This window comes from Burkholderia sp. KJ006, assembly GCF_000262695.1.
GTDB classification, from domain to species: domain Bacteria; phylum Pseudomonadota; class Gammaproteobacteria; order Burkholderiales; family Burkholderiaceae; genus Burkholderia; species Burkholderia vietnamiensis.
In genome coordinates this window covers 1,561,815-1,581,348 of record NC_017921.1, presented here as the reverse complement: position 1 = coordinate 1,581,348, position 19,534 = coordinate 1,561,815, and the positions used below count along the sequence as shown (strand labels likewise).

18 protein-coding genes are annotated in these 19,534 nt (G+C 68.0%); 7 read left to right on the top strand and 11 right to left on the bottom strand.

Annotation, left to right across the window (positions count from 1 at the left end; translation table 11 throughout):
* The first annotated feature begins 315 nt into the window (after window positions 1–315).
* The 4 genes from MYA_RS21045 (at window position 316) to MYA_RS21030 (ending at window position 3,968) form a co-directional block, all read left to right on the top strand.
* Window positions 316–1,002: a type 1 glutamine amidotransferase domain-containing protein gene (locus MYA_RS21045; protein ID WP_041494292.1), complete on the top strand. Its 687-nt coding sequence runs from the start codon at window positions 316–318 to the stop codon at window positions 1,000–1,002.
* A gap of 148 nt (window positions 1,003–1,150) precedes the next feature.
* Window positions 1,151–2,260 carry an NADH:flavin oxidoreductase/NADH oxidase gene (locus MYA_RS21040; RefSeq protein WP_014724959.1) on the top strand — a complete coding sequence of 370 codons (1,110 nt, stop codon included), beginning with the start codon at window positions 1,151–1,153 and terminating at the stop codon, window positions 2,258–2,260.
* Window positions 2,261–2,399: 139 nt separating this feature from the next.
* Complete coding sequence (locus MYA_RS21035) at window positions 2,400–3,470, top strand: AI-2E family transporter (RefSeq protein WP_014724958.1); 1,071 nt, start codon at window positions 2,400–2,402, stop codon at window positions 3,468–3,470.
* Between the two features lie 123 nt (window positions 3,471–3,593).
* Window positions 3,594–3,968 (top strand): hypothetical protein, encoded by a 375-nt coding sequence (locus MYA_RS21030; protein ID WP_041494143.1) that lies wholly within the window; start codon window positions 3,594–3,596, stop codon window positions 3,966–3,968.
* 60 nt (window positions 3,969–4,028) lie between these two features.
* Here the strand turns inward: MYA_RS21030 and MYA_RS21025 are convergent, their stop codons facing one another.
* Window positions 4,029–4,823: an SDR family NAD(P)-dependent oxidoreductase gene (locus MYA_RS21025; protein ID WP_014724956.1), complete on the bottom strand. Its 795-nt coding sequence runs from the start codon at window positions 4,821–4,823 to the stop codon at window positions 4,029–4,031.
* Window positions 4,824–4,982: 159 nt separating this feature from the next.
* Between MYA_RS21025 and MYA_RS21020 the strand changes: the two genes are divergently transcribed.
* Entirely contained in the window at window positions 4,983–5,831 is an 849-nt protein-coding gene (locus MYA_RS21020; protein WP_014724955.1) for an AraC family transcriptional regulator, read from the top strand.
* 57 nt (window positions 5,832–5,888) lie between these two features.
* Here MYA_RS21020 and MYA_RS21015 read toward each other — a convergent pair whose 3' ends face one another.
* From MYA_RS21015 to MYA_RS21000, 4 genes are all read right to left on the bottom strand, one after another.
* Entirely contained in the window at window positions 5,889–6,485 is a 597-nt protein-coding gene (locus MYA_RS21015; RefSeq protein ID WP_011882129.1) for a LysE family translocator, read from the bottom strand.
* Between the two features lie 94 nt (window positions 6,486–6,579).
* The gene (locus MYA_RS21010) at window positions 6,580–8,022 is read right to left on the bottom strand and encodes a heavy metal sensor histidine kinase (protein ID WP_014724954.1); all 1,443 of its coding nucleotides are present in this window, start codon (window positions 8,020–8,022) and stop codon (window positions 6,580–6,582) included.
* Complete coding sequence (locus tag MYA_RS21005) at window positions 8,019–8,714, bottom strand: heavy metal response regulator transcription factor (RefSeq protein ID WP_014724953.1); 696 nt, start codon at window positions 8,712–8,714, stop codon at window positions 8,019–8,021. Before MYA_RS21005 ends, MYA_RS21010 begins: the two co-directional genes overlap by 4 nt.
* 308 nt (window positions 8,715–9,022) lie before the next feature.
* Window positions 9,023–9,883: a Crp/Fnr family transcriptional regulator gene (locus MYA_RS21000; protein WP_443101902.1), complete on the bottom strand. Its 861-nt coding sequence runs from the start codon at window positions 9,881–9,883 to the stop codon at window positions 9,023–9,025.
* 167 nt (window positions 9,884–10,050) lie between these two features.
* Between MYA_RS21000 and MYA_RS20995 the strand changes: the two genes are divergently transcribed.
* Window positions 10,051–11,703, top strand: coding sequence for an acyl-CoA synthetase (locus MYA_RS20995; RefSeq protein WP_011882133.1), 1,653 nt, complete (start codon window positions 10,051–10,053; stop codon window positions 11,701–11,703).
* A 36-nt stretch (window positions 11,704–11,739) separates the two neighbouring features.
* Here MYA_RS20995 and MYA_RS20990 read toward each other — a convergent pair whose 3' ends face one another.
* From MYA_RS20990 to MYA_RS20975, 5 genes are all read right to left on the bottom strand, one after another.
* Window positions 11,740–13,722: a methyl-accepting chemotaxis protein gene (locus MYA_RS20990; protein ID WP_041494142.1), complete on the bottom strand. Its 1,983-nt coding sequence runs from the start codon at window positions 13,720–13,722 to the stop codon at window positions 11,740–11,742.
* Window positions 13,723–13,867: 145 nt separating this feature from the next.
* Window positions 13,868–14,299 (bottom strand): YqaA family protein, encoded by a 432-nt coding sequence (locus MYA_RS20985; protein ID WP_011882135.1) that lies wholly within the window; start codon window positions 14,297–14,299, stop codon window positions 13,868–13,870.
* 387 nt (window positions 14,300–14,686) lie between these two features.
* A complete protein-coding gene (locus MYA_RS30150; protein ID WP_072465343.1) occupies window positions 14,687–14,941 on the bottom strand; it encodes a hypothetical protein in 255 nt (84 codons plus the stop codon).
* A 78-nt stretch (window positions 14,942–15,019) separates the two neighbouring features.
* Window positions 15,020–15,370 carry a VOC family protein gene (locus MYA_RS20980; RefSeq protein WP_041494141.1) on the bottom strand — a complete coding sequence of 117 codons (351 nt, stop codon included), beginning with the start codon at window positions 15,368–15,370 and terminating at the stop codon, window positions 15,020–15,022.
* 267 nt (window positions 15,371–15,637) lie between these two features.
* Window positions 15,638–16,285 carry a LysE family translocator gene (locus tag MYA_RS20975; protein WP_014724948.1) on the bottom strand — a complete coding sequence of 216 codons (648 nt, stop codon included), beginning with the start codon at window positions 16,283–16,285 and terminating at the stop codon, window positions 15,638–15,640.
* Window positions 16,286–16,566: 281 nt separating this feature from the next.
* Between MYA_RS20975 and MYA_RS20970 the strand changes: the two genes are divergently transcribed.
* Window positions 16,567–17,049, top strand: coding sequence for an Lrp/AsnC family transcriptional regulator (locus MYA_RS20970; protein ID WP_011882138.1), 483 nt, complete (start codon window positions 16,567–16,569; stop codon window positions 17,047–17,049).
* Window positions 17,050–17,733: 684 nt separating this feature from the next.
* Here MYA_RS20970 and MYA_RS20965 read toward each other — a convergent pair.
* Window positions 17,734–19,377, bottom strand: a complete 1,644-nt coding sequence (locus MYA_RS20965) for an IclR family transcriptional regulator (RefSeq protein ID WP_014724947.1) — start codon at window positions 19,375–19,377, stop codon at window positions 17,734–17,736.
* Window positions 19,378–19,534 lie beyond the last annotated feature (157 nt).

The following is a 19,534-nucleotide window of genomic DNA, read 5'->3' as shown; positions in this document are numbered from 1 at the left end:
CGACTAGACGACCGGTCTAATTCGCGACTATCATCCCGTCTCGACAGTGCAACGAGACAGCCGCCATACAGGCCTGTGCGCCGAAGTCCTGTCGATCTGGGCGGAACTTCCGTCTTTTTTATGCCTTTCAACTAGACGACTGGTCTAATAGCCAGGCAAACATATTCTGCGTGGACGGGCACGTTGCCGCGCGGCGACGGCCTAACCGGCAGGCGCCAAGTCGTCGCCGGCAGCGACAAGCGGCACGCGCCATGCGCGACATCGACCGCCGCCGCGACGCGGCCCGATCCACCCGATTCGAAGGAGTATCCGATCATGAAGATTCTGGTTGTCCTGACCTCGCACGACACGCTCGGCGACACCGGCAAGAAAACCGGCTTCTGGCTCGAGGAGCTGGCCGCGCCGTACTACGCGTTCAAGGATGCGGGCGTCGATCTGACGCTCGCGTCGCCGAAGGGCGGCCAGCCGCCGCTCGACCCGAAGAGCAGCGATCCGTCCGCGCAGACGGACGCGACGCGCCGCTTCGACGCCGATCCCGCCGCCAAGGCCGAACTGGCGGCCACGCGCAAGCTGACCGACGTGTCGGTCGACGACTACGACGCGGTGTTCTACCCGGGCGGCCACGGCCCGCTGTGGGATCTCGCCGAGGATCTGCATTCGATCGGCCTGATCGAGCGCGCCCTGTCGGCCGGCAAACCGGTCGCGGCCGTCTGCCACGCGCCGGGCGTGTTGCGCCACGTGAAGGACCCGGCCACCGGCGAGTCGGTCGTGCGCGGCAAGCGCGTGACCGGCTTCACCAACAGCGAGGAAGCGGCCGTCGAGCTGACGGAAGTGGTGCCGTTCCTCGTCGAGGACATGCTGAAGACCAACGGCGCGCAGTTCGAGCGCAGCGCCGACTGGGCGCCGCACGTCGTCACCGACGGGCTGCTGATCACCGGGCAGAACCCCGCGTCGTCGGCGCCCGCGGCCGAGGCGCTGCTCGCGAAGCTCGGCCGCCAGTAAGCGCGTACCCGGCGCGGCGATTGTCGCGCCGGCTCAATTTGCGCCGGCGCGCTTGGTTCGCGCGCCGGTCGCCCCAAAACGTTCCGCCGTGCGCCTCGCACGGCGGCTCACCCCGTCGTTTTGCCTGACCAACACAAAGGAGTGGTGGATGTCTGCCCTGTTCGAACCGTTCAAACTCAAGGATGTCACGCTGCGCAACCGTATTGCGGTGCCGCCGATGTGCCAGTACGTCGCCGAGGAAGGCGTCGTGAACGACTGGCATCACGTTCATCTGGCCGGCATCGCGCGCGGCGGCGCCGGTCTCGTGATCGCGGAAGCGACGGCCGTGGCGCCGGAAGGCCGCATCACGCCGGGATGCGCCGGGTTGTGGACCGATGCGCAGGCCGAAGCATTCGCGCCGTCGGTCGCGGCGATCAAGGCGGCCGGCGCGGTTCCCGGCATCCAGATCGCGCATGCGGGCCGCAAGGCGAGCGCGAACCGTCCGTGGGAAGGCGACGACCACATCGCGGAAGGCGACCCGCGCGGCTGGCAGACCATCGCGCCGTCGGCGATCCCGTTCGGCGCGCATTTGCCGAAGATGCCGCGCGCGATGACGCACGACGACATCGCGCGCGTGCAGGCCGATTTCGTCGCGTCGGCGCAGCGCGCCCGCGACCTCGGCTTCGAATGGCTCGAACTGCATTTCGCGCACGGCTATCTCGGCCAGAGCTTCTTCTCGGTTCACTCGAACCAGCGCGACGACGAGTACGGCGGTTCGGCCGAAAACCGCGGCCGCTTCCTCGTCGACACGCTGAAAGCCGTCCGCCGGGTATGGCCCGAGCATCTGCCGCTGACCGCGCGTCTCGGCGTGATCGAATACGACGGCCGCGATGAAGAGACGCTCGCCGAATCGATCGCGCTCGTGCAGCGGATGAAGCAGGAAGGGCTCGACATGCTGAGCGTGTCGGTCGGCTTCTCGACGCCGGATGCGCAGATTCCGTGGGGGCCGGCGTTCCTCGCGCCGATCGCGCAACGCGTGCGCCGCGAGACCGGCCTGCCGGTGTCGTCCGCGTGGGGCATCGACACGCCGCAGCTCGCGAATCGCGTCGTGGCCGAGCAGCAGCTCGACCTCGTGATGGTCGGCCGCGCCCATCTGGCCGATCCGCACTGGCCGTACTATGCGGCCAAGCAGCTCGGCGTCGAGCGTCCGTCGTGGACGCTGCCCGCGCCGTACGCGCATTGGCTCGAACGCTACCGCGTCGCCGACAAGGTGGCCTGAGCCAGAGCGCGAGCACGCGCCGTGCATTTGACAATGCTTGGCAAGGCGCGTGCCTCGCGTCGCGACATCGATGGATAGAATGGCGGTTCGTGCAGGCATGCGGCCTGCGCGAACCGCCATTCCTACTTTCCGAGGTGCCATGACCGCACAGGTCCCGCCGTCAAACGACATCGCCGCGCGGCCGCGCGCACAGCAGATCGCCCGCGTCGTGCTGTATGCGGCGCTGCTGGTGCTCGCGTTGTGGGTGATCCGCGATTTTCTTCCCGCCATCGCGTGGGCCTGCGTGATCGCGATCGCGCTGTGGCCGCTGTTGAAGCGCTTCGAATCGAACCGCTGGTTTCGCGACCGGCCGACGCTGATCGCGACCGTCGTCACCGCGGGCGTTTCGCTGCTGGTCGTGCTGCCGGTCGCGATCGCGCTCGGCCAGGCGATTGCGCAGGCGCACGACCTGCGCATCTGGCTGCACTCGATCCAGGACAACGGCATCGCGCTGCCCGACGTGGTGAGCCGCTTGCCCTACGGCTCCACGCAGATCGCCGACTGGTGGCAGGCCAATCTCGGTCACCCGCTGCACGCGGGCACGGCGATGCATGGCGCGAACGGCGAGAAGGTCATCGCGTTCGGGCGGCAATTCGGCACGAAGCTCGCACACGCGCTGTTCGAATTCGGCTTCATGCTGGTCACGCTGTTCGTCATCATGCGCGCCGGCCACCAGCTGTCGGGCGCGTTGCTGCTGGGCGCGCGGCGTGCGTTCGGACGCGGCGGCGCCGCGCTGATCGAGCGGATGGTCGCGGCCGTGTACGGCACCGTGACGGGGCTCGTCGTCGTCGGGCTCGGCGAAGGCGCGATTCTCGGCGTCGCGTACGCGCTGGCCGGGCTGCCGCATGCGGCGCTGCTCGGCTTCGTGACGGCCGTGGCGGCGATGCTGCCGTTCTGCGCGCCGATCGTGTTCTGCGGCTCCGCGCTGTGGTTGTTCGTGCAGGGCGCGACGGCATGGGCGATCGTCGTGCTGGCGCTCGGCATCGTCGTCGTGTTCGTCGCCGAGCATTTCGTGCGGCCGGTGCTGATCGGCAACTCGACGCGGCTGCCGTTCCTGCTGGTGCTGTTCGGCATCCTCGGCGGCGCCGAGACGTTCGGGCTGATCGGACTGTTCGTCGGCCCCGCGCTGATGACCGTGCTGACGATGCTGTGGTCCGAGTGGGTCGCATGACGACGGACGCGCCGGCCGGCGCGTCGGCCACCTGTCTGTAGATTTCTTTTCGATCCGGACCCAAAGGTCGAGTAGCATGGGGCTTTCGATCACGCCGGCATGGCGCAGCAGGTTTCCCCGAGCATGCGATTGATTCCGTTGTCCCATCCCGCCGCGACGCTGTCCCTGGCCGCCAGTTGCCTGATGCTGCATGGCTGCGCGTGGTTCGACTCGTGGCTGCCGTTCTCGTATTCACGCACGCCGTTGCCGCGCGCCGCATCGCGGCACGGCGCGACCCGCGCCGACGTCGTGCGCGCTGCCGGCAACCCGCGCAGCGTGTGGATGGTCCGCAACGGCAGCGGCGTCTGCTACAACTACTTCATCGAACACGGCAACGAACACCGGCCTTATTTCGTCGTGTTCGACAAGGCCGGCGCGGTCACGCGATCCGGCTTCGACACCTGCATGGATGCCGACCGCAAGGGCATGCTCCAGTCGCACAAGGCCGCCGCGCGCTAGTACGACGGCAAGGCAGACGGCAAGGCGCAAGGCCCGCCGTCGTGCAATGTCACACTGCCGTCACGCGATCGTGTCCACCACGCCGCCGTCGACGCGCAACGCGGCGCCCGTCGTCGCCGACGCCTGCGGCGAGCAAACGTACACGACCAGATTCGCGACTTCCTCGGTGGTCGCCGGCCGCTGAATGATCGAGCTGGCGCGCTGGCTGCGCACGAAATCGACCGCGACGTCGTCGATGCTGCGGCCGGTTTCGTCGGCGGTCTGCTTCAGCAACGCGCGCACGCCTTCCGACATCGTCGGGCCGGGCAGCACCGAATTGACCGTCACGTTGGTGCCGGCCGCGAGCTTCGCGAGCCCGCGCGCGATCGCCAGCTGCGCGGTTTTCGTGAAGCCGTAATGAATCATGTCGACCGGAATGTTCAAGCCCGATTCCGACGAAATGAACACGATGCGCCCCGTGTTGCGCGCGAGCATCCCCTTCAGGTAGTGCCGCGCGAGGCGCACGCCCGACATCACGTTCATCTCGAAGTAGTGCGACCACTCGTCGTCCGCGATGTCGAAGAAGGGCTTCAGCCCGTAGATGCCGGCATTGTTGACGAGGATGTCGGCGTCCGGCGTGTGCTGCGTGACACGTGCGACGCCTGCGGCGTCGGACAGATCGGCGGCGACGCCGTCGAATTGCGCGCCGGGCACCGTGGCGCGCAACTGCGCGAGGGCGGCTTCGACCGACTCGTCGCTGCGCCCGTTGACGATCACGCGCGCGCCCGCACGTGCGAGCCCCTCGGCGATTGCCAGCCCGATGCCGGCGGTGGAAGCGGTGACGACCGCGGTCTTGCCTGTCAGATCGATGTGCATGAGCGTACCGGTGAAAGAAGGAAGGGAACCGCCGCGTGCGCCGCGGCGGGTGGAACCCAAAGCTTAGGCGATTCGGCGGCAACGCGTCCGTTCGCTGTTGCGTCGCGCCGCGCAGTCTTGTACGGTGTGCGTTTGCCGTCCGAACCGGGAGCCTGTCGCGTGAGCCGTTCCGCCCGTCCTGCCGCCGTGCCGTCGCCGTTCTGGCGCGACACCGCATTGCCGTTCATCGAGGCGCGCAGCGTCGACGACGGCCGGTCGATCTGCTACGCGAAGCACACGCACGACACGTTTTCGCTCGGCGCGATCGTCGGCGGCACGAGCACCTATCTGAACGGCGCGCGCAAGGAACACGTGGGGCGCGGCGTGCTCGTGATCGTCGATCCCGAGCAGGTGCATGCGTGCAATCCCGACGGCGCCGATCCGTGGGCATACCGGATGGTCTTCGTGGACGTGCCGTGGCTCGCGCGTCTGCAGCATTCGCTGGGACGCAGCCCGAACTGCGATTTCCACGGCTTCGCCGCGAAGGCGACGCAGCGGCGCGACCTGTTCGCGCAGTTCGGCGGCTTCTATCGCACGCTCGTCGCGGCCGAGGTCGATCCGCTCGGCAAGGAAAGCGCGGCGGTCGAGTTCTTCACCGCGCTGCATCGCGCGCTCGACCGCGCGTTGCCGGCCGGTCGCCGGCCGGGCGCCGACAACGCCAAGCTCGCGCGCGCGGCCGACTACATCGCCGCGCATTGCCGTCAGGCCGTCACGCTCGATGCGATCTGCGCGGCTGCCGGCCTGTCGCCGTCCTATCTGATCCGCGCGTTCAACGCCCGTTACGGGATGACGCCGCACGCATTCCTGATCGACCGGCGCGTGCAGTACGGCCGCGCGGAGCTGCGGCGCGGCCGGTCGATCGCCGACGTCGCGCTCGATGCCGGCTTCGCGGATCAGGCGCATTTCCAGCGCGCGTTCCGCCGCATCGCGGCCGCGACGCCGGGCCAGTATCGAAGCGCGGCGAGTTGAGGCGAGCAGTGCGGCCGTCATCATCGACGGGCGGCCGCATGCAACGAAGCGCCGCCGCTACACGTCGAGCAGATACAGCGCGCTGCCGGCGAGCAGCAGCGCCATCGCGCGGTTGAACAGCCGCATCCGGCGCGCGTTCGCGAGCCGTTCCCGCAGCGCGGCGCCCGCGTACGCCCAGCATGCGATCGACGCAAAGCAGATCACCAGATACAGCGCCGCGAACTGCCACACCTGTGCGCGGTCGCCGTCGGCCGCATAGGCGCCCATCGCCGCCACACAGGCGAGCCACGCCTTCGGGTTGAGCCACTGCATCGCGGCGCCTGCGGCCGCCGACGGGCCAGCCGCGTCCGCTGCATGCGGGTCGGCCGGCAGCCGGCCGTCGTCGAGCGCGAGCCGCAACGCGAGGTAAAGCAGGAACGCGATACCCGACCACTGGATCGCCGTGGTCAGCATCGGCCAGCGCGCGAGCGCGGCGTGCATGCCGAGGCCGATCAGCAGGAACAGCGCGACGAAACCGAGCGTCGCGCCGGCCGCATAGCGCAGGCTCGCGCCAAGACCGTGGCGTGCGCCCGCGCTGAGCGCGACGATGTTGACGGGACCGGGTGTGATCGACGACGCCAGCGCGAACGCGGCCATCGAAACCAGCATGCTCATCAGGTGTCTCCATGCGACAGGTTGAAAGTCGCATCGAGACTACGGGCGCCGCGTCGGCCCGTATTGAAGAAAACTGCCCTCGGCGCGCGGACCGTCAGCGCAGCGCGCGCGATGCCTGCGCCAGCACGGGCGGCCCGTCGGCCTCGACACCGAGCGCGGGAGCGCGGCCGTCCGCATGTATCGCCACGGAGAAGCCGAACGTGTTGACGCCGCCCGAGCAGGTGACGAACACGCCGCCGCCGTGCATCTCCGCGACGGCCTTGACGATCGACAGCCCGAGCCCGTGGTTCTCCTTGCTGTTCGCGCGCGCTTCCTCGAGCCGGTAGAAACGCTCGAACACGTGCGCGCGCTGCTCGCGGTCGATCGGCTCGCCGGGGTTCGCGACCGACACGTCGACGAGCGTGTCGCGGCGCGCGATCGTGACGGTCAGCGTCGCACCGGGCGCCGAATGCTGGATCGCGTTGATCAGCAGGTTCGTCATCGCGCGCCGGAACAGCGACGGATCGACGGCCGCGCGCGCATCGCCGTGCAGCTGCACGCGCAATTGCGCTTCGTCGAGCGGAATTTCGAGGAAGTCGAGCATGCGCCGCACTTCGTCGGCGAGCGACACGTGCTTCAGGTCGGTCGCGCGCTCGCCGCGATCGCTGCGCGACAGGAACAGCATGTCGTTGATGATCACGCGCAGCCGTTCGAACTCTTCGAGGTTCGACTGCAGCGTCTGGCGCATCCGGTCGACCGAGCGGTCGCGGCTCGTCAGCGCCACCTGCGTCTGGCCGATCAGGATGCTGATCGGCGTGCGCAGCTCGTGCGCGACGTCCGCGTTGAACGCCTCGAGCCGCGCGTAGGTCTGCTGGATGCGTTCGAGCGCGCCGTTGAACGATGCGGCGAGCTCGCGCAGCTCGGTCGGCAGCGCGTCGGTGTGCAGCCGCTGACGGCGGCTGGTCGCGCTGACGGCCGCCGCGTCCAGCGACAGACGCTCGAGCGGCGCGAGCCCGAAGCGTGCGACCGCGCGGCCCAGCAGCAGCGTGACGGCGCTGGCGATCGCGATCAGCGCCGCGAGCGTCCACGCGAAGCGGCGCAGCATCCGCTGCGTGCGTTCGCACGACGACGCGACGATCAGCTTCAGGTCCGGGCGCTCGCCGCTGCCGGCGATCGGGATGGTCTTCGTCATCACGTCGTAGCTGCTGTGGTTCAGCGCGTACTGCTGGAACGCGCCGAGCGGCGAGCCGACGGGCACGCCGTCGACCGGGCGGCCGAAGCGGAAGTCGGCGTCGGGGCTGTCGATCTGGTAGCGCGTCGATCCGTCGGGCGGTTCGAGGTCGGCGAGCTTGTCCTGCATCAGGCGGCCGCGCATCGCCGTGGTCGCATGCGAGACGATCATCTGCGCGACCTTCGCGCGCGTGTCGATCGTCGCGCGCAGCTCGGCGAACAGCTGGCGTTCCATCACTGCGAACAGCCCGCAGCCGACCAGCGAGAACACGAGCAGCGACACGATGCCGAACATCGCCGCCAGCCGCAGCGTGATCGAGCGCTTCATGCGTGCCTCTCGCTGTCGCCGTCGTCGCGCGCCTCGAGCACGTAGCCCATGCCGCGGATCGTATGCAGCAGCTTGTCCGCGAACGGGCCGTCGAGCTTCGCGCGCAGCCGCTTGATCGCCGTCTCGACGACGTTCGCGTTGCTGTCGAAGTTCACGTCCCACACCAGCTCGGCGATGGTCGTCTTCGACAGCACGTCGCCGCTGCGCCGCGCGAGCACGCCGAGCAGCTGGAATTCCTGGGCGGTCAGGTCCAGGCGCGTGCCGTCGCGCGTCGCGCGGCGGCCGATCAGGTCGACGCGCAGATCGCCGATCGAGATCAGCGTCGATTCCTGCACGCGCGCGCGGCGCGTGAGCGCGCGCAGCCGTTCGATCAGCTCGAGGAACGAGAACGGCTTGGTCAGATAGTCGTCGGCGCCGCCGCGCAGCCCGCGCACGCGATCGTCGACGCGGTCGCGGGCGGTCAGCATGATCACGGGCGTCTGCTTCTGCCCGCGCAACGCGCGCAGCACGCCGAAGCCGTCGAGCTTCGGCAGCATCACGTCGAGCACGACCACGTCGTAGTCGAACTCGACGGCCTTCCACGCGCCGTCTTCGCCGTCGAGCGCGGTGTCGACGACCCAGCCTTCCTCGGTCAGGCCGCTCTTCAGGTATTCGACGACCTTCGGTTCGTCTTCGACGATCAGGACTTTCATGGACAGGTTCGCGTAACGGATTGAGGGCCGGCGTGCGCGCCGGGCTGCGGGAACGGCTGCACGGCCTTGACGGCGGCGCGATGCGTGCGATTTCGCGCGACTTCGTGTGCGCCCGGCGCCGCGATCCTGCATGGCTAGCCGCTGCAACGACCGTGCGGCGAGCCGCAAATCGACGCGCGGACTTCGAATGATAGGTGACGGCGCGCAACGCGTTACTGGCGCGAAACTGGCGGAATTGTCAGGATCGCGTGCGGCGGCGCGCACCGATTCGTCGGATTCATCGGGTTCCTCGCGCCGACCCCCGCCGCTCAGATCTGCTCCATGCCGACCCGCGCGAGCGCCGCCAGATCGACGACCTCGATCTGGTTGTAGGCGAGCCGCAGCACGCCGCGTTTTTCGAGCTGCTGCAACGCCTGGTTGATCCGCTGCCGCGACACGCCGACGAGCATCCCCAGTTCCTCCTGCGAAATCGCGAGCGACGGGCCGGTGTCCGGGTACAGCGCCGCGTTGAAGAGCTGGGCGAGCGACTGCGCGACCCGCGCATCGACGTCGAGCAGCCTGCTGTTCTGGATCGACGCGATGAACTCGCCCATCCGGTTGTTCAGCTGATGAATGACGAAGCGCGTGAACGGCAGGCTGGTGTCGAGCAGCGCGTGGAACGTGTCGACCGGCACCATCAGCACGGTCGAGCGCTGGACCGCAACGACCTCGTACTTGCGCAGCTCGCGCTTGATCACGCTGCCTTCGCCGAACCAGCCGCCCGACGGCACGCCGGAGAACGTGCAGCCGCGCCCCGAGGCGTTGAAGATCGCCAGCTTCAGCAGGCCGCGATGCACGCCGATCCAGTACTCGGACGGCGCGAGCCGCTGCGCGATCACGTCGCCGGCCTCGTGCCGCTCGGCGTGCGACTGCGCGAGCACGAGCGCCTGGTGCTCGGGCGCCAGCGCGCGAAACCATGCGCACTGGCCGAACATCGTGGCGAGGTCGGGGAGTGGGGCGGGGGCGATGGGGGCGGCGGCCGCCACGGCCGAGTCGGGTGCGTCAAATGCGCCTGGTCCGGCCGGAGTAACGGTCGCGACGGCCGTGACGGCCAAGTCGGCCGACCGGTCGTCCGGCGGCTCGGCGTGGGGCGCGGCCGTCTCGGGCGGCGCAACGGGATGGTCGTGCATGGGTGCGGGTTTGCGAGGATAGGGATAACGCGAAACGCTCGAAAGGGACTCTGTCGTTTCGATGACAGACGGCTCACAATAGCGCCCGTTAGGCTATCGGCAATTGAACCACATCAAAGCAGGCCGCCGTGCATGCGCGCCGGCCGAAAGAAGACGGAGACAGGATCATGACCCAGATGTTCGAGGCCGGACTCGGCCGCCGCGAAGCCAACTACGTGCCGCTCACGCCGATCGATTTCCTGGTCCGCGCGGCGGAAGTCTACGGCGCGCGGCTCGCGATCGTGCATGGCGACGTGCGGCGCACGTGGGCCGAGACCTACACGCGGGCCAAGCAGCTCGCGAGCGCGCTGGCCCGGGCCGGCGTCGGGCGCGGCGAGACGGTCGCCGCGCTGCTGCCGAACATTCCCGCGATGGTCGAAGCGCACTTCGGCGTGCCGATGGCGGGCGCCGTGCTCAACACGATCAATACGCGGCTCGACATCGCGTCGATGCTGTTCATGCTGCGGCACGGCGAAGCGAAGGTGCTGATCGTCGACACCGAATATGCGGAGCTCGCGCATCGCGCGGCGCTGGAAGTGCCGGGGCTGAAGATCGTCAGCGTCGCCGACGCGATGCCCGCCGATCCCGCCCGTTTCGCCGGCGCGACCGACTATGAAGCGTTCGTCGCGAGCGGCGACCCGGACTACACCTGGACGCCGCCCGCCGACGAGTGGGAGGCCATCGCGCTGAACTACACGTCCGGCACGACCGGCGACCCGAAGGGCGTCGTCTATCACCATCGCGGTGCCTATCTGGCGGCGATCAGCAACATCCTCGAATGGGACATGCCGAAGCACGCCGTGTATCTGTGGACGCTGCCGATGTTCCACTGCAACGGCTGGTGCTTCCCGTGGGCGATCGCCGCGCGCGCGGGCGTCAACGTCTGCCTGCGCAGGTTCGACGCGAAGACCGTGTTCGACCTGATCCGCAACGAGCGCATCACCCATTACTGCGGCGCGCCGATCGTGCAGAGCGCGATCGCGAACGCGCCGGCCGAGCTGCGCGCCGGGATCGACCACAAGGTGCATGCGATGGTCGCGGGCGCCGCGCCGGCGCCGGCCGTGATCGCCAAGATGAAGGAAATCGGCTTCGACCTGCTGCACGTGTACGGGCTGACCGAGGTGTACGGCCCGGCGACCGTCTGCGCGAAGCAGGCGCACTGGGACGACTTGCCCGACGACGAGCGCGCGCGGCTCAATGCGCGCCAGGGCGTGCGCTACCACCTGGAAGCGGGCGCGACGGTGCTCGATCCGGACACGATGGAGCCGGTGCCGGCCGACGGCGAGACGCTCGGCGAGATCATGTTCCGCGGCAACATCTGCATGAAGGGCTACCTGAAGAACCCGCATGCGACGGACGAGGCGTTCCAGGGCGGCTGGTTCCATACGGGCGATCTCGGCGTGCTGACGCCCGACGGCTATATCCGGATCAAGGATCGCCGCAAGGACATCATCATTTCGGGCGGCGAGAACATCTCGAGCATCGAGGTCGAGGACGCGCTGTACCGGCATCCGGCCGTCGAAGTCGCGGCGGTGGTCGCGATGCCCGATCCGAAGTGGGGCGAGGTGCCGTGCGCGTTCGTCGAGCTGCGCAACGGGATGAGCGCCACCGAGGACGAAATCTTCGCGCATTGCCGCCAACTGCTCGCAGGCTTCAAGGTGCCGAAGGTCGTGCGCTTCGGCGAGCTGCCGAAGACCTCGACCGGCAAGATCCAGAAGTTCCAGCTGCGCAACGCAGTCGGATCGGACAAGGCGATCGACCTGGCCGGCGACAAGAAGTAACGAAGTAACGGTCCGGTCGCGCGGCGGCGTAGCACGTCACGCGCTGCGCGCCAGCCGGAACACGCTGACGGCTTCGGACAGTTGCGCGGCCTGGTCGCGCAACGCGACCGCCGCACGCTCGGCCGCCGAGATCAGCGTCGCATTCTGCTGCGTCGCGTCGCCGATCTGCGTGATCGCCAGATTCACCTGCTCGATGCCGGTCGACTGCTCGCGCGACGCGGTGCTGATTTCGCCGATCAGCGTGCTGACCTGCTCGACGCGCTGGACGATGTCGCGCATCGTGCCGCGCGCGGCGTCCGCGATCCGGTAACCCTGTTCGACCGTGGTCGCCGATTCGGCGCTCAACCCCTCGATCTCCTTCACTGCGGCGGCGCTGCGTTGCGCGAGCGCGCGCACTTCGGCCGCGACCACCGCGAAGCCCCGGCCGTGCTCGCCGGCCCGTGCGGCCTCGACCGCCGCGTTCAGCGCGAGGATGTTGGTCTGGAACGCGATGCCTTCGATCGTGGTCGTGATTTCGGCGATCCGGCGCGTCGTGCGGCCGATGTCGTCCATCGTCGCGACCACGCGCTGCACGGCCGCGTCGCCGTCGGTGGCCGCCGCCGACGCGTGCGCCACCAGCGCATCGGCCTGCGCTGCGTGCTCGGCGTTCTGCTGCACGGCGGTCGTGATCTGCTCCATGCTCGCGGCCGTTTGCTCGACGCTGCTCGCCTGCGTCGCGATCCGCGCAGCGATGTCGCTGCTGCCGGCCGCGATGCCGACCGTCCCGCTCGCGATGTCCGAAGCGCTGCCGCGCACCTGCGCGACGATCCGGGCGAGGCCGTCGCCGATACCGTCCACCGCCTGCACCAGCCGGCCGATTTCGTCGTTGCCGGCGACCCCGCGCGCGGTCGCGCCATCGCGGATCCGCACGCTGAGATCGCCGGCCGCATAGCGTTCCGACGCGCGGGCCGCCGCATCGAGCGGCCGGCTCACGACGCGCCGCACGACCAGCACGAACAGCCCCGCGAACGCCGCCACCAGCACGGCCGCGATCATCAGGAAGCGATTGCGCAGCGTGCGCATGCCGGCTAGCAGCTCGTCGTCGAGCGCGATGCCGCCGACCAGCCATTGCCATTGCGGGATCGTCGTGAACGACACGAATTTCGCGGTGGGCTGCGCGTCGTGCGCGGCCGGGTCGAGCGACGTGTACGCGAGCCGGCCCTGGCCGGCGGCGAGCATCTGCGCGTACGGTGCGCGCGTGTCGTCGGCGCGCTGCCCGGCCGCGTCGGGATGGACGACCAGGGTGCCGCGCGACGCGCCCGGCGACGCATCGACGACGAAGTAGTAGCCGTTGTCGCCGATCTTCAACGCGCGGATGCCGTTCTCGACGACCTGCAGCTCCGCGCCGACGTCGAGGCCGACGAACAGTGCGCCGATCACGCGGCCGGTCGCGTCCGTGACCGGCTTGTATTGCGTGATGTACGGCCGGCCGAACAGCTTGGCGAGGCCCGTGTAGCTGCGTCCGGCGACGAGCGGGCCGTACGCCGGGCCGGCGCGGTCGAGGCGCGTGCCGACCGCGCGCGTGCCGTCCTGCTTCTTCAGCGACGTCGTGATTCGCACGAAGTCGTCGCCGTCGCGCGCGAAGATCGTCGCGATCGCGCCGCTTTTCTGCAGAAACTGGTCGGGGATCGCGTAGTCGAGATCGAGCGGCTGGCCGCCGGCCGACAGCACGGGCGCGGCGACGCCGCCGATGTCGACGGTGCGCGCCGGATCGAGCGAGAAATCGGCCGGCAGGAAGCTCGCGAACAGCGCCATCGCGCGGTTGGCTTCGGCCGACAGCGCCTTGTCGAACATCTCGACCATCGCGCGGATCGACTGCTCCTTGTCGGCGATGCGTGCATGCGCTTCATCGGCCAGCTGCTCGCTGGCGAAGTGGGCGAGCGCCCATGCGAACGCGGTGAACAGCAGTGCGACGAGTACACACGCCAGCGCGGCCAGACGCGCGCCGACGCTCGCCCGGCCCAAGTGGGTCAATCTCATGGGAATCCTGAGTGGGTGTGAGGAGCGGAACGCACGCGTCACCGCAGACTGTAAGGAGTACGGCAGCTTCGGCGGATTCTTTAGCGATGCGAAACCGGCCGGGTGCGCAGTGGGCGCGCGCGCCGGCATGCTGGAGCGGACGCCGTCAGCGCGTCACGAGCCACGCGATGACCAGATACCGCGCGACTTTCGCGATCGTGACGATCGCGGTGAAGGACCACAGCGGCTCGCGCAGCACGCCGGCGATCATCGTCAGCGGATCGCCGATCACCGGCGCCCAGCTGAGCAGCAGCGACCAGCGGCCATAGCGTGCGTACCAGCGCTCGGCGCGCGCGAGCGCGGCCGGTTTGATCGGGAACCAGCGGCGCTCGCGGAAGTGTTCGATGCCGCGGCCGAGCGCCCAGTTGATCACCGAGCCCGCGACGTTGCCGACGCTCGCGACGAGCACCAGCGCCCACGCGGGCTCGCGAGCGGCGAGCAGCAGGCCGGCGAGTACGGCTTCGGACTGGAGCGGCAACAGCGTCGCCGCGATCATCGACACGGCGAACAGGCCGCCGTAGGTGAGGAGTTCGGACATCGCGCGATTGTACTGGGCGCGTGGAGCGGGGGAGTGTTCTTGGCGGCGGTGGTGGTGGGCAGCGCGGTGCGACCCACGCGATACGGCCTATGCGATGCGATCTACGCGCTAAGGCTGATGTGGTGTGGCCGCGCGGATGCGACCTATGCGCTGCGATCGCGATCTATGCGACAGAGTTGCGTAAGTCGAGACCTGACCTCTCAGTCAGCGTCAGACAAGGCCTGAGATTGCTCATTCCGTCACTTCATCGAGGGCCGTGATCGATCCGATTCGGACAGTCGAAGCTTCCGACCGCCGACACTTCATGATGCAGTTTCTCTTAAGCGTGATTCAAAACTTTGACCGGTCCAAATGGGTCTTGTGTGTTACATAGCTTAAGATAGGAACCTATAATTCCAACGCGCGATGAACTGCTGCCATTAAAACATCCCTATCGATTGCTGAATTCACAGGGAATCGTTCAAATTCTTGGCCGACTCGAAGGTCGGCGTAAAGCCCCGTCGCATCTTCGTGGAAGTGCAGAAAAGATCGAGATTTTCTGTAAAAAACACCGGTTGAACGTTCACGTAAGTCCGGAAACTCACGCAAGTCGCGAAGGGTACTTTCAAGCTGCCCGAGCGCTGCTAGACCTGCGTGTTTCACGGGGTTCCATCCTTGTGGTTAGTCGGTCGACATCCGTTGCAGGAAGCAAGCCGACCGGTTCCTGCGGAGGGCAGCAAGCTATTCGTGGCAACTGCACAGCTCGAATTCGTGGCCCTCGGGGTCGCTGAGAACAACGCTCTGCATGGTCTCAATGTTTAGCGCATCGAGAACGACTTTTGCTCCAAGAGCCTTCGCGCGTTCCACAAATGTGTGCAAGTCAGATATATCGAACTCGAACACCGGTACGCATCCGCTACCGGCGAACTCATCACCGAAATCGTTCAGTAATAACCCGAATCGGATTTCACCTAGCGAAAACTCGGCCCATCTCTCCGTCTTGCGGTTCGGCGGCTGCTCTAATAAATTTTCCCAGAATGTTGCGGCCCGCTCGAGGTTATTCACTTTCAAATAAGTGCTTCGGATTCGCATCGAAATGCTCCGGGAATGGGTCTCGCAAGGCGCAGAAAATTATAGCGGTTCAAAAATATGATGCTAATGATCGTCGACGGCCTACGTCCCGGTGCCGAATGTCCCAAAGTGCCGAACCGAGTCAGCCGATGCGGCGAGTCGACGCGATACTGCCCACGCGGTCTGCTCTATGCGACGGACCTACGCGGCCCGGCCACTCCCGCGCCGCAAATTCCGGGCTACCGCGCGTCACACGGGCGCAATCACCGACGCGCCCGCCCGCGGCCCTCAGTTCCAACCGGCCATGATCGCGCCCATCCCGACCAGCAGCCCGCCCGTCACGCGGTTCATCGCGTGCATTCGCGCGGGTCGCTGCAATGCGCGGCTGAGCCGGTGCGACAGCAGCGCCATCGACGCCATGCCGCCGACGAACAGCAACGCGAACGTCGTCGCCAGCAGCAGGAATTGCCCGTTCAGGCTCCAGTCGGCATTCGGGACGAGGAATTGCGGAAAGAACGACGGGAAGAACAACAGCGTCTTCGGGTTCAGCCCGGATGTCGCGACGCCGCGCCAGAACAGCGCGCGTTCCGATTCGGCGTCGCGCGCGGCGTGGCCGGTCGCGGGTGCTGCGGTCGCCGCAGCGTCGGCCGGCGCGCGGCTCAACCATTGCTTGCAGCCGAGCCATACGAGGTAGGCGGCGCCGGCCCAGCGCAGCACGGCGAGCGCGTGCGTATCGAGGTGGACCAGCGAGTTCAGACACAGTGCAGTCAGTGCGAGCTGCAGCAGCACGGCGAGCGTGCCGCCCCATACGCAGGGCAGCGCGCGGCGCCAGCCGGTGCGCAATGCCTGGTTCATCGTGAGGAGGTTGACGGGGCCGGGCGCGTAGATGAGGACGGCCGATGCGGCGACGAACGACAGATAAAGCCGGAACGACATGACAGGGACCACGGAACAGGGGTTCGGGCGCCGGCCCGGACAACCGGATAGGCGTACGGGAGGCGGGTTTCGCATGCCTGCGTGACCGGCGCCGCAACTCGTGATTGCGGTCGGACATCCGTCGCGAGGGGGTTGTCGCAGCGGGCGCGCCGGTCGACAGGCATGGAGAAAATGTATCAAGCGCGGCGGTTAAAAGGCTTCCTGTTTTCCGGCGAAGGGCCGCTCAAATCGGAACCTCGTTCGGCTAGAATGAAAATTCTCAGTAGAAAATTCCTTTTGCCATGGCCACCCGCGAACGCACGCCGAAAACCCTCGACAACCAGGACCGCAAGATCCTCGCTGCACTGCAAAAGAACGCGCGTCTGTCGAACGCCGAACTGGCCGAACAGATCGGCATGTCGACCACCGCCTGCTGGAACCGCACGCGGCAGCTCGAACTCGACGGCTACATCGACGGCTACGTCGCGCTCGTCAACCAGCGCATGCTCGGCTACGCGGACATCGTGATCCTCGAAGTCACGCTCGATCGCCACGAGGACGATGCGCTGGGCCGCTTCGGCGCGGAACTCGCGGCGCTGCCGGAGGTGCTCGAAGCGTATCTGGTGTCGGGCGAGTACGACTACTGGATCAAGGTCGCGGTGGACGGCACGGCCGGCTACGAGCGCTTCCTGCGCGAGAAGCTGTACCGGATTTCGAGCATTCGCCACAGTCGCTCGATGTTCGCGCTGCGGTGCATGAAAGACGTGCCGTCGATTCAGGTGTGACGACGCGGGCGCGGCCGGCCCGGGCGTGGTTGGGCCGTACTACGGTCGAAGTGGGGAAGGCGGCTACCATCGCGCCGCCGAGGCCCGCTGCGCGCGGCATTCGAACCGGGCGCAGCGGCTGCCGATCCGGGGCACCGACGGCAATTGAAAGCGGATGAATCTTCCGCGACGCGGCGGCCGGCGCTGTCGGGTGCGCCTTCGGTGTTTCCGCGAGACGCCCGGACGTCGTTACGTCTATCGGTGCTGAACCGACGGCTCGTAAGACCAAGCGGGCCGGTCGGCTCGACGCGCGCTTAGCGCGGCAGTCGTGCGTGTGCTTGCGCGATGATTTCGCAGTTTTCGAGGTGCAGTGCCCAAGCTTCCGCGATCAGATCACCAATACGTGCAAGCCAGCCAGCGGATTCGGCAGAGCGGTTCGAGACATTAGACGTTTGCATGACGAAACCCCATTTGGGTGGTGATTAGGGATAACCCTAATGATAGAGAAACATGGCCACCTTGTGAAATGCGATTTCGTTATATGAGAATTCCTGACGGTTATCGTTGCGACTGCACAACAACGGACCTGCACGCCTTCGCCGGGAGGTGACGGCCAGCAGCGTCGCGGCCGCGCCGTCACGGCATTGCGACGCGGGGCAACACGCCGGCGAGCACCGCCGAGGGATGGCAAGCAACCGCAGGCAATCACCCGCCGATCCACCCGAATCGCCACGACAGCCGGCGCGCGGCCGCGAGCAGCGTATGAGCGAGTTCGCTGTCCGTCCCGCGCGGGAAACCGCGCGACGAGCCGATGATCGCGATCACCAGCCGAATGCTGCCCGTGTGATCGAACACCGGCGCGGCGATCGTCCCGATGCCGGGCACGGGCGCGTCGAACGCGAAATCGAGCTGATCCATGCGGATCGTCGCCAGCCGCGCACGGAACCCGTCGTCCACTTGCGTCGCGCCGCCTGCCAGCCGCACCGGCTCGTCGGCCAGCAGGCCGGCGAGCACGTCGTCGGACATGCCGGACGCGAACACGCGCCCGATCGCGGTATTCACCAGCGACATCACGGTGCCGACCTGCAGGCTCACGTGCTGCGGCCGCGCCGATTCCTCCAGGCGAATCACGGTCGGGCCGAGCGGCCCGAGCGTCGCCGCGGCCACGCTCATGTCGGTCGCGGCCGCGAGCGCGACGATCTCGGGCTCCGCATCGCGCGTCGGCGACACGCGCTGCATCGCGATCAGCCCCAGCGCCAGGCCGAGCGGACCGCCGTCGAAGCAGCCGGCGTCGTCGCGGCTCAGCAGGCCGATCTTCTGCAGGCTCACCAGATGCGGAAACGCCTTGGCCGCCGGCATGCCGGCCGCCGCCGCGAGGTCGCGCAACGGCAGCCCGCGGCCGGCCGATACGAGTGCGAGCAGCAACTCGCCCGTGCTGTCGAGTGCGTTGATGCCGCGCTGTGCTTTCGCATCGTCGCCGAGGGCGGGCGGGATGCGCGGCACGGCCGGCGTGTCCGGCCGCACATCGGGCGCGGCGTCGAGCGACGCAGTGGCTTGCCGTGCCGCGTCGCGCAGGGCGGTCGCGATCGGGCCGTCCCAGCCGACATCGATCGAGCCGCTCGGGCCGATCACCGTCAATGCCAGCTGCAGCCGTCCGTGTGCGTCGAGCACTGGCACGCACATCGCGCTGACCCCGGGGCTGGGCCGATCGACGCTGCGTTCGATGCCGCGTGCGCGGATCGCGTCGAGTTCGGCGCGCGACGGGTGCGCGTCGGGCCGGGCATGCGCGTCCGCGTGTGTGTATTCATGCGCATCTGCACCGGCGGCGTGGCTCGCCGTCATCGCGTCGAGCTGCGCAGGATCGCCGAACGCGCGAAACACGCGGCCGGTGGCCGTCGCGTCGAGCGACATCACCGAGCCGACGTGCAGGTTCATGTGCAGCGGATAGCCGCCGTGCTCGATGCGCACGATCGTCGGCCCGAGCACGCCCGGCACCGACAGCGCGACGCTCAAGCCCACCGTTTCCGCGAGCCTGGCCGCATGCGGCAGCGCGGCCCGATAGGCCGGCTGGCGCTCGATCGACATCAGCCCGAGCCGCAGCGACAGCGGGCCGGGCTCGTAGTTGCCGGTCAGCGCGTCGCGCTTCACGAGCGCCAGCCGCGTCAGGCTGACCAGATAGGTGTGCGCCTGCGCACTCGACAGGTCGGCCGCCGCCGCCAGCTCCGACAGCCCGAGCGGCTTGCGCCGGCGCGCGAGCGCGTCGAGCAGCCGGCCGCCGACCTCGACGCTCTGGATGCCGCGCTGCGCCTTCGGCGGCGCGTCGTCCGCGCTGACTTCATGGTTCTGCACGCGTTGATTCTTCCGATGACGAAACCCCGCATGGTATCCGACGCCCCTTGTCGCGCCCGTCCGCAGGTTTACCCGTATTAAACAATAGCAAGCGCGTTTGTCATTGACAAATTGTCGACGCAGGACGATCATCGGCTCACTCCCTTCAACACATGGC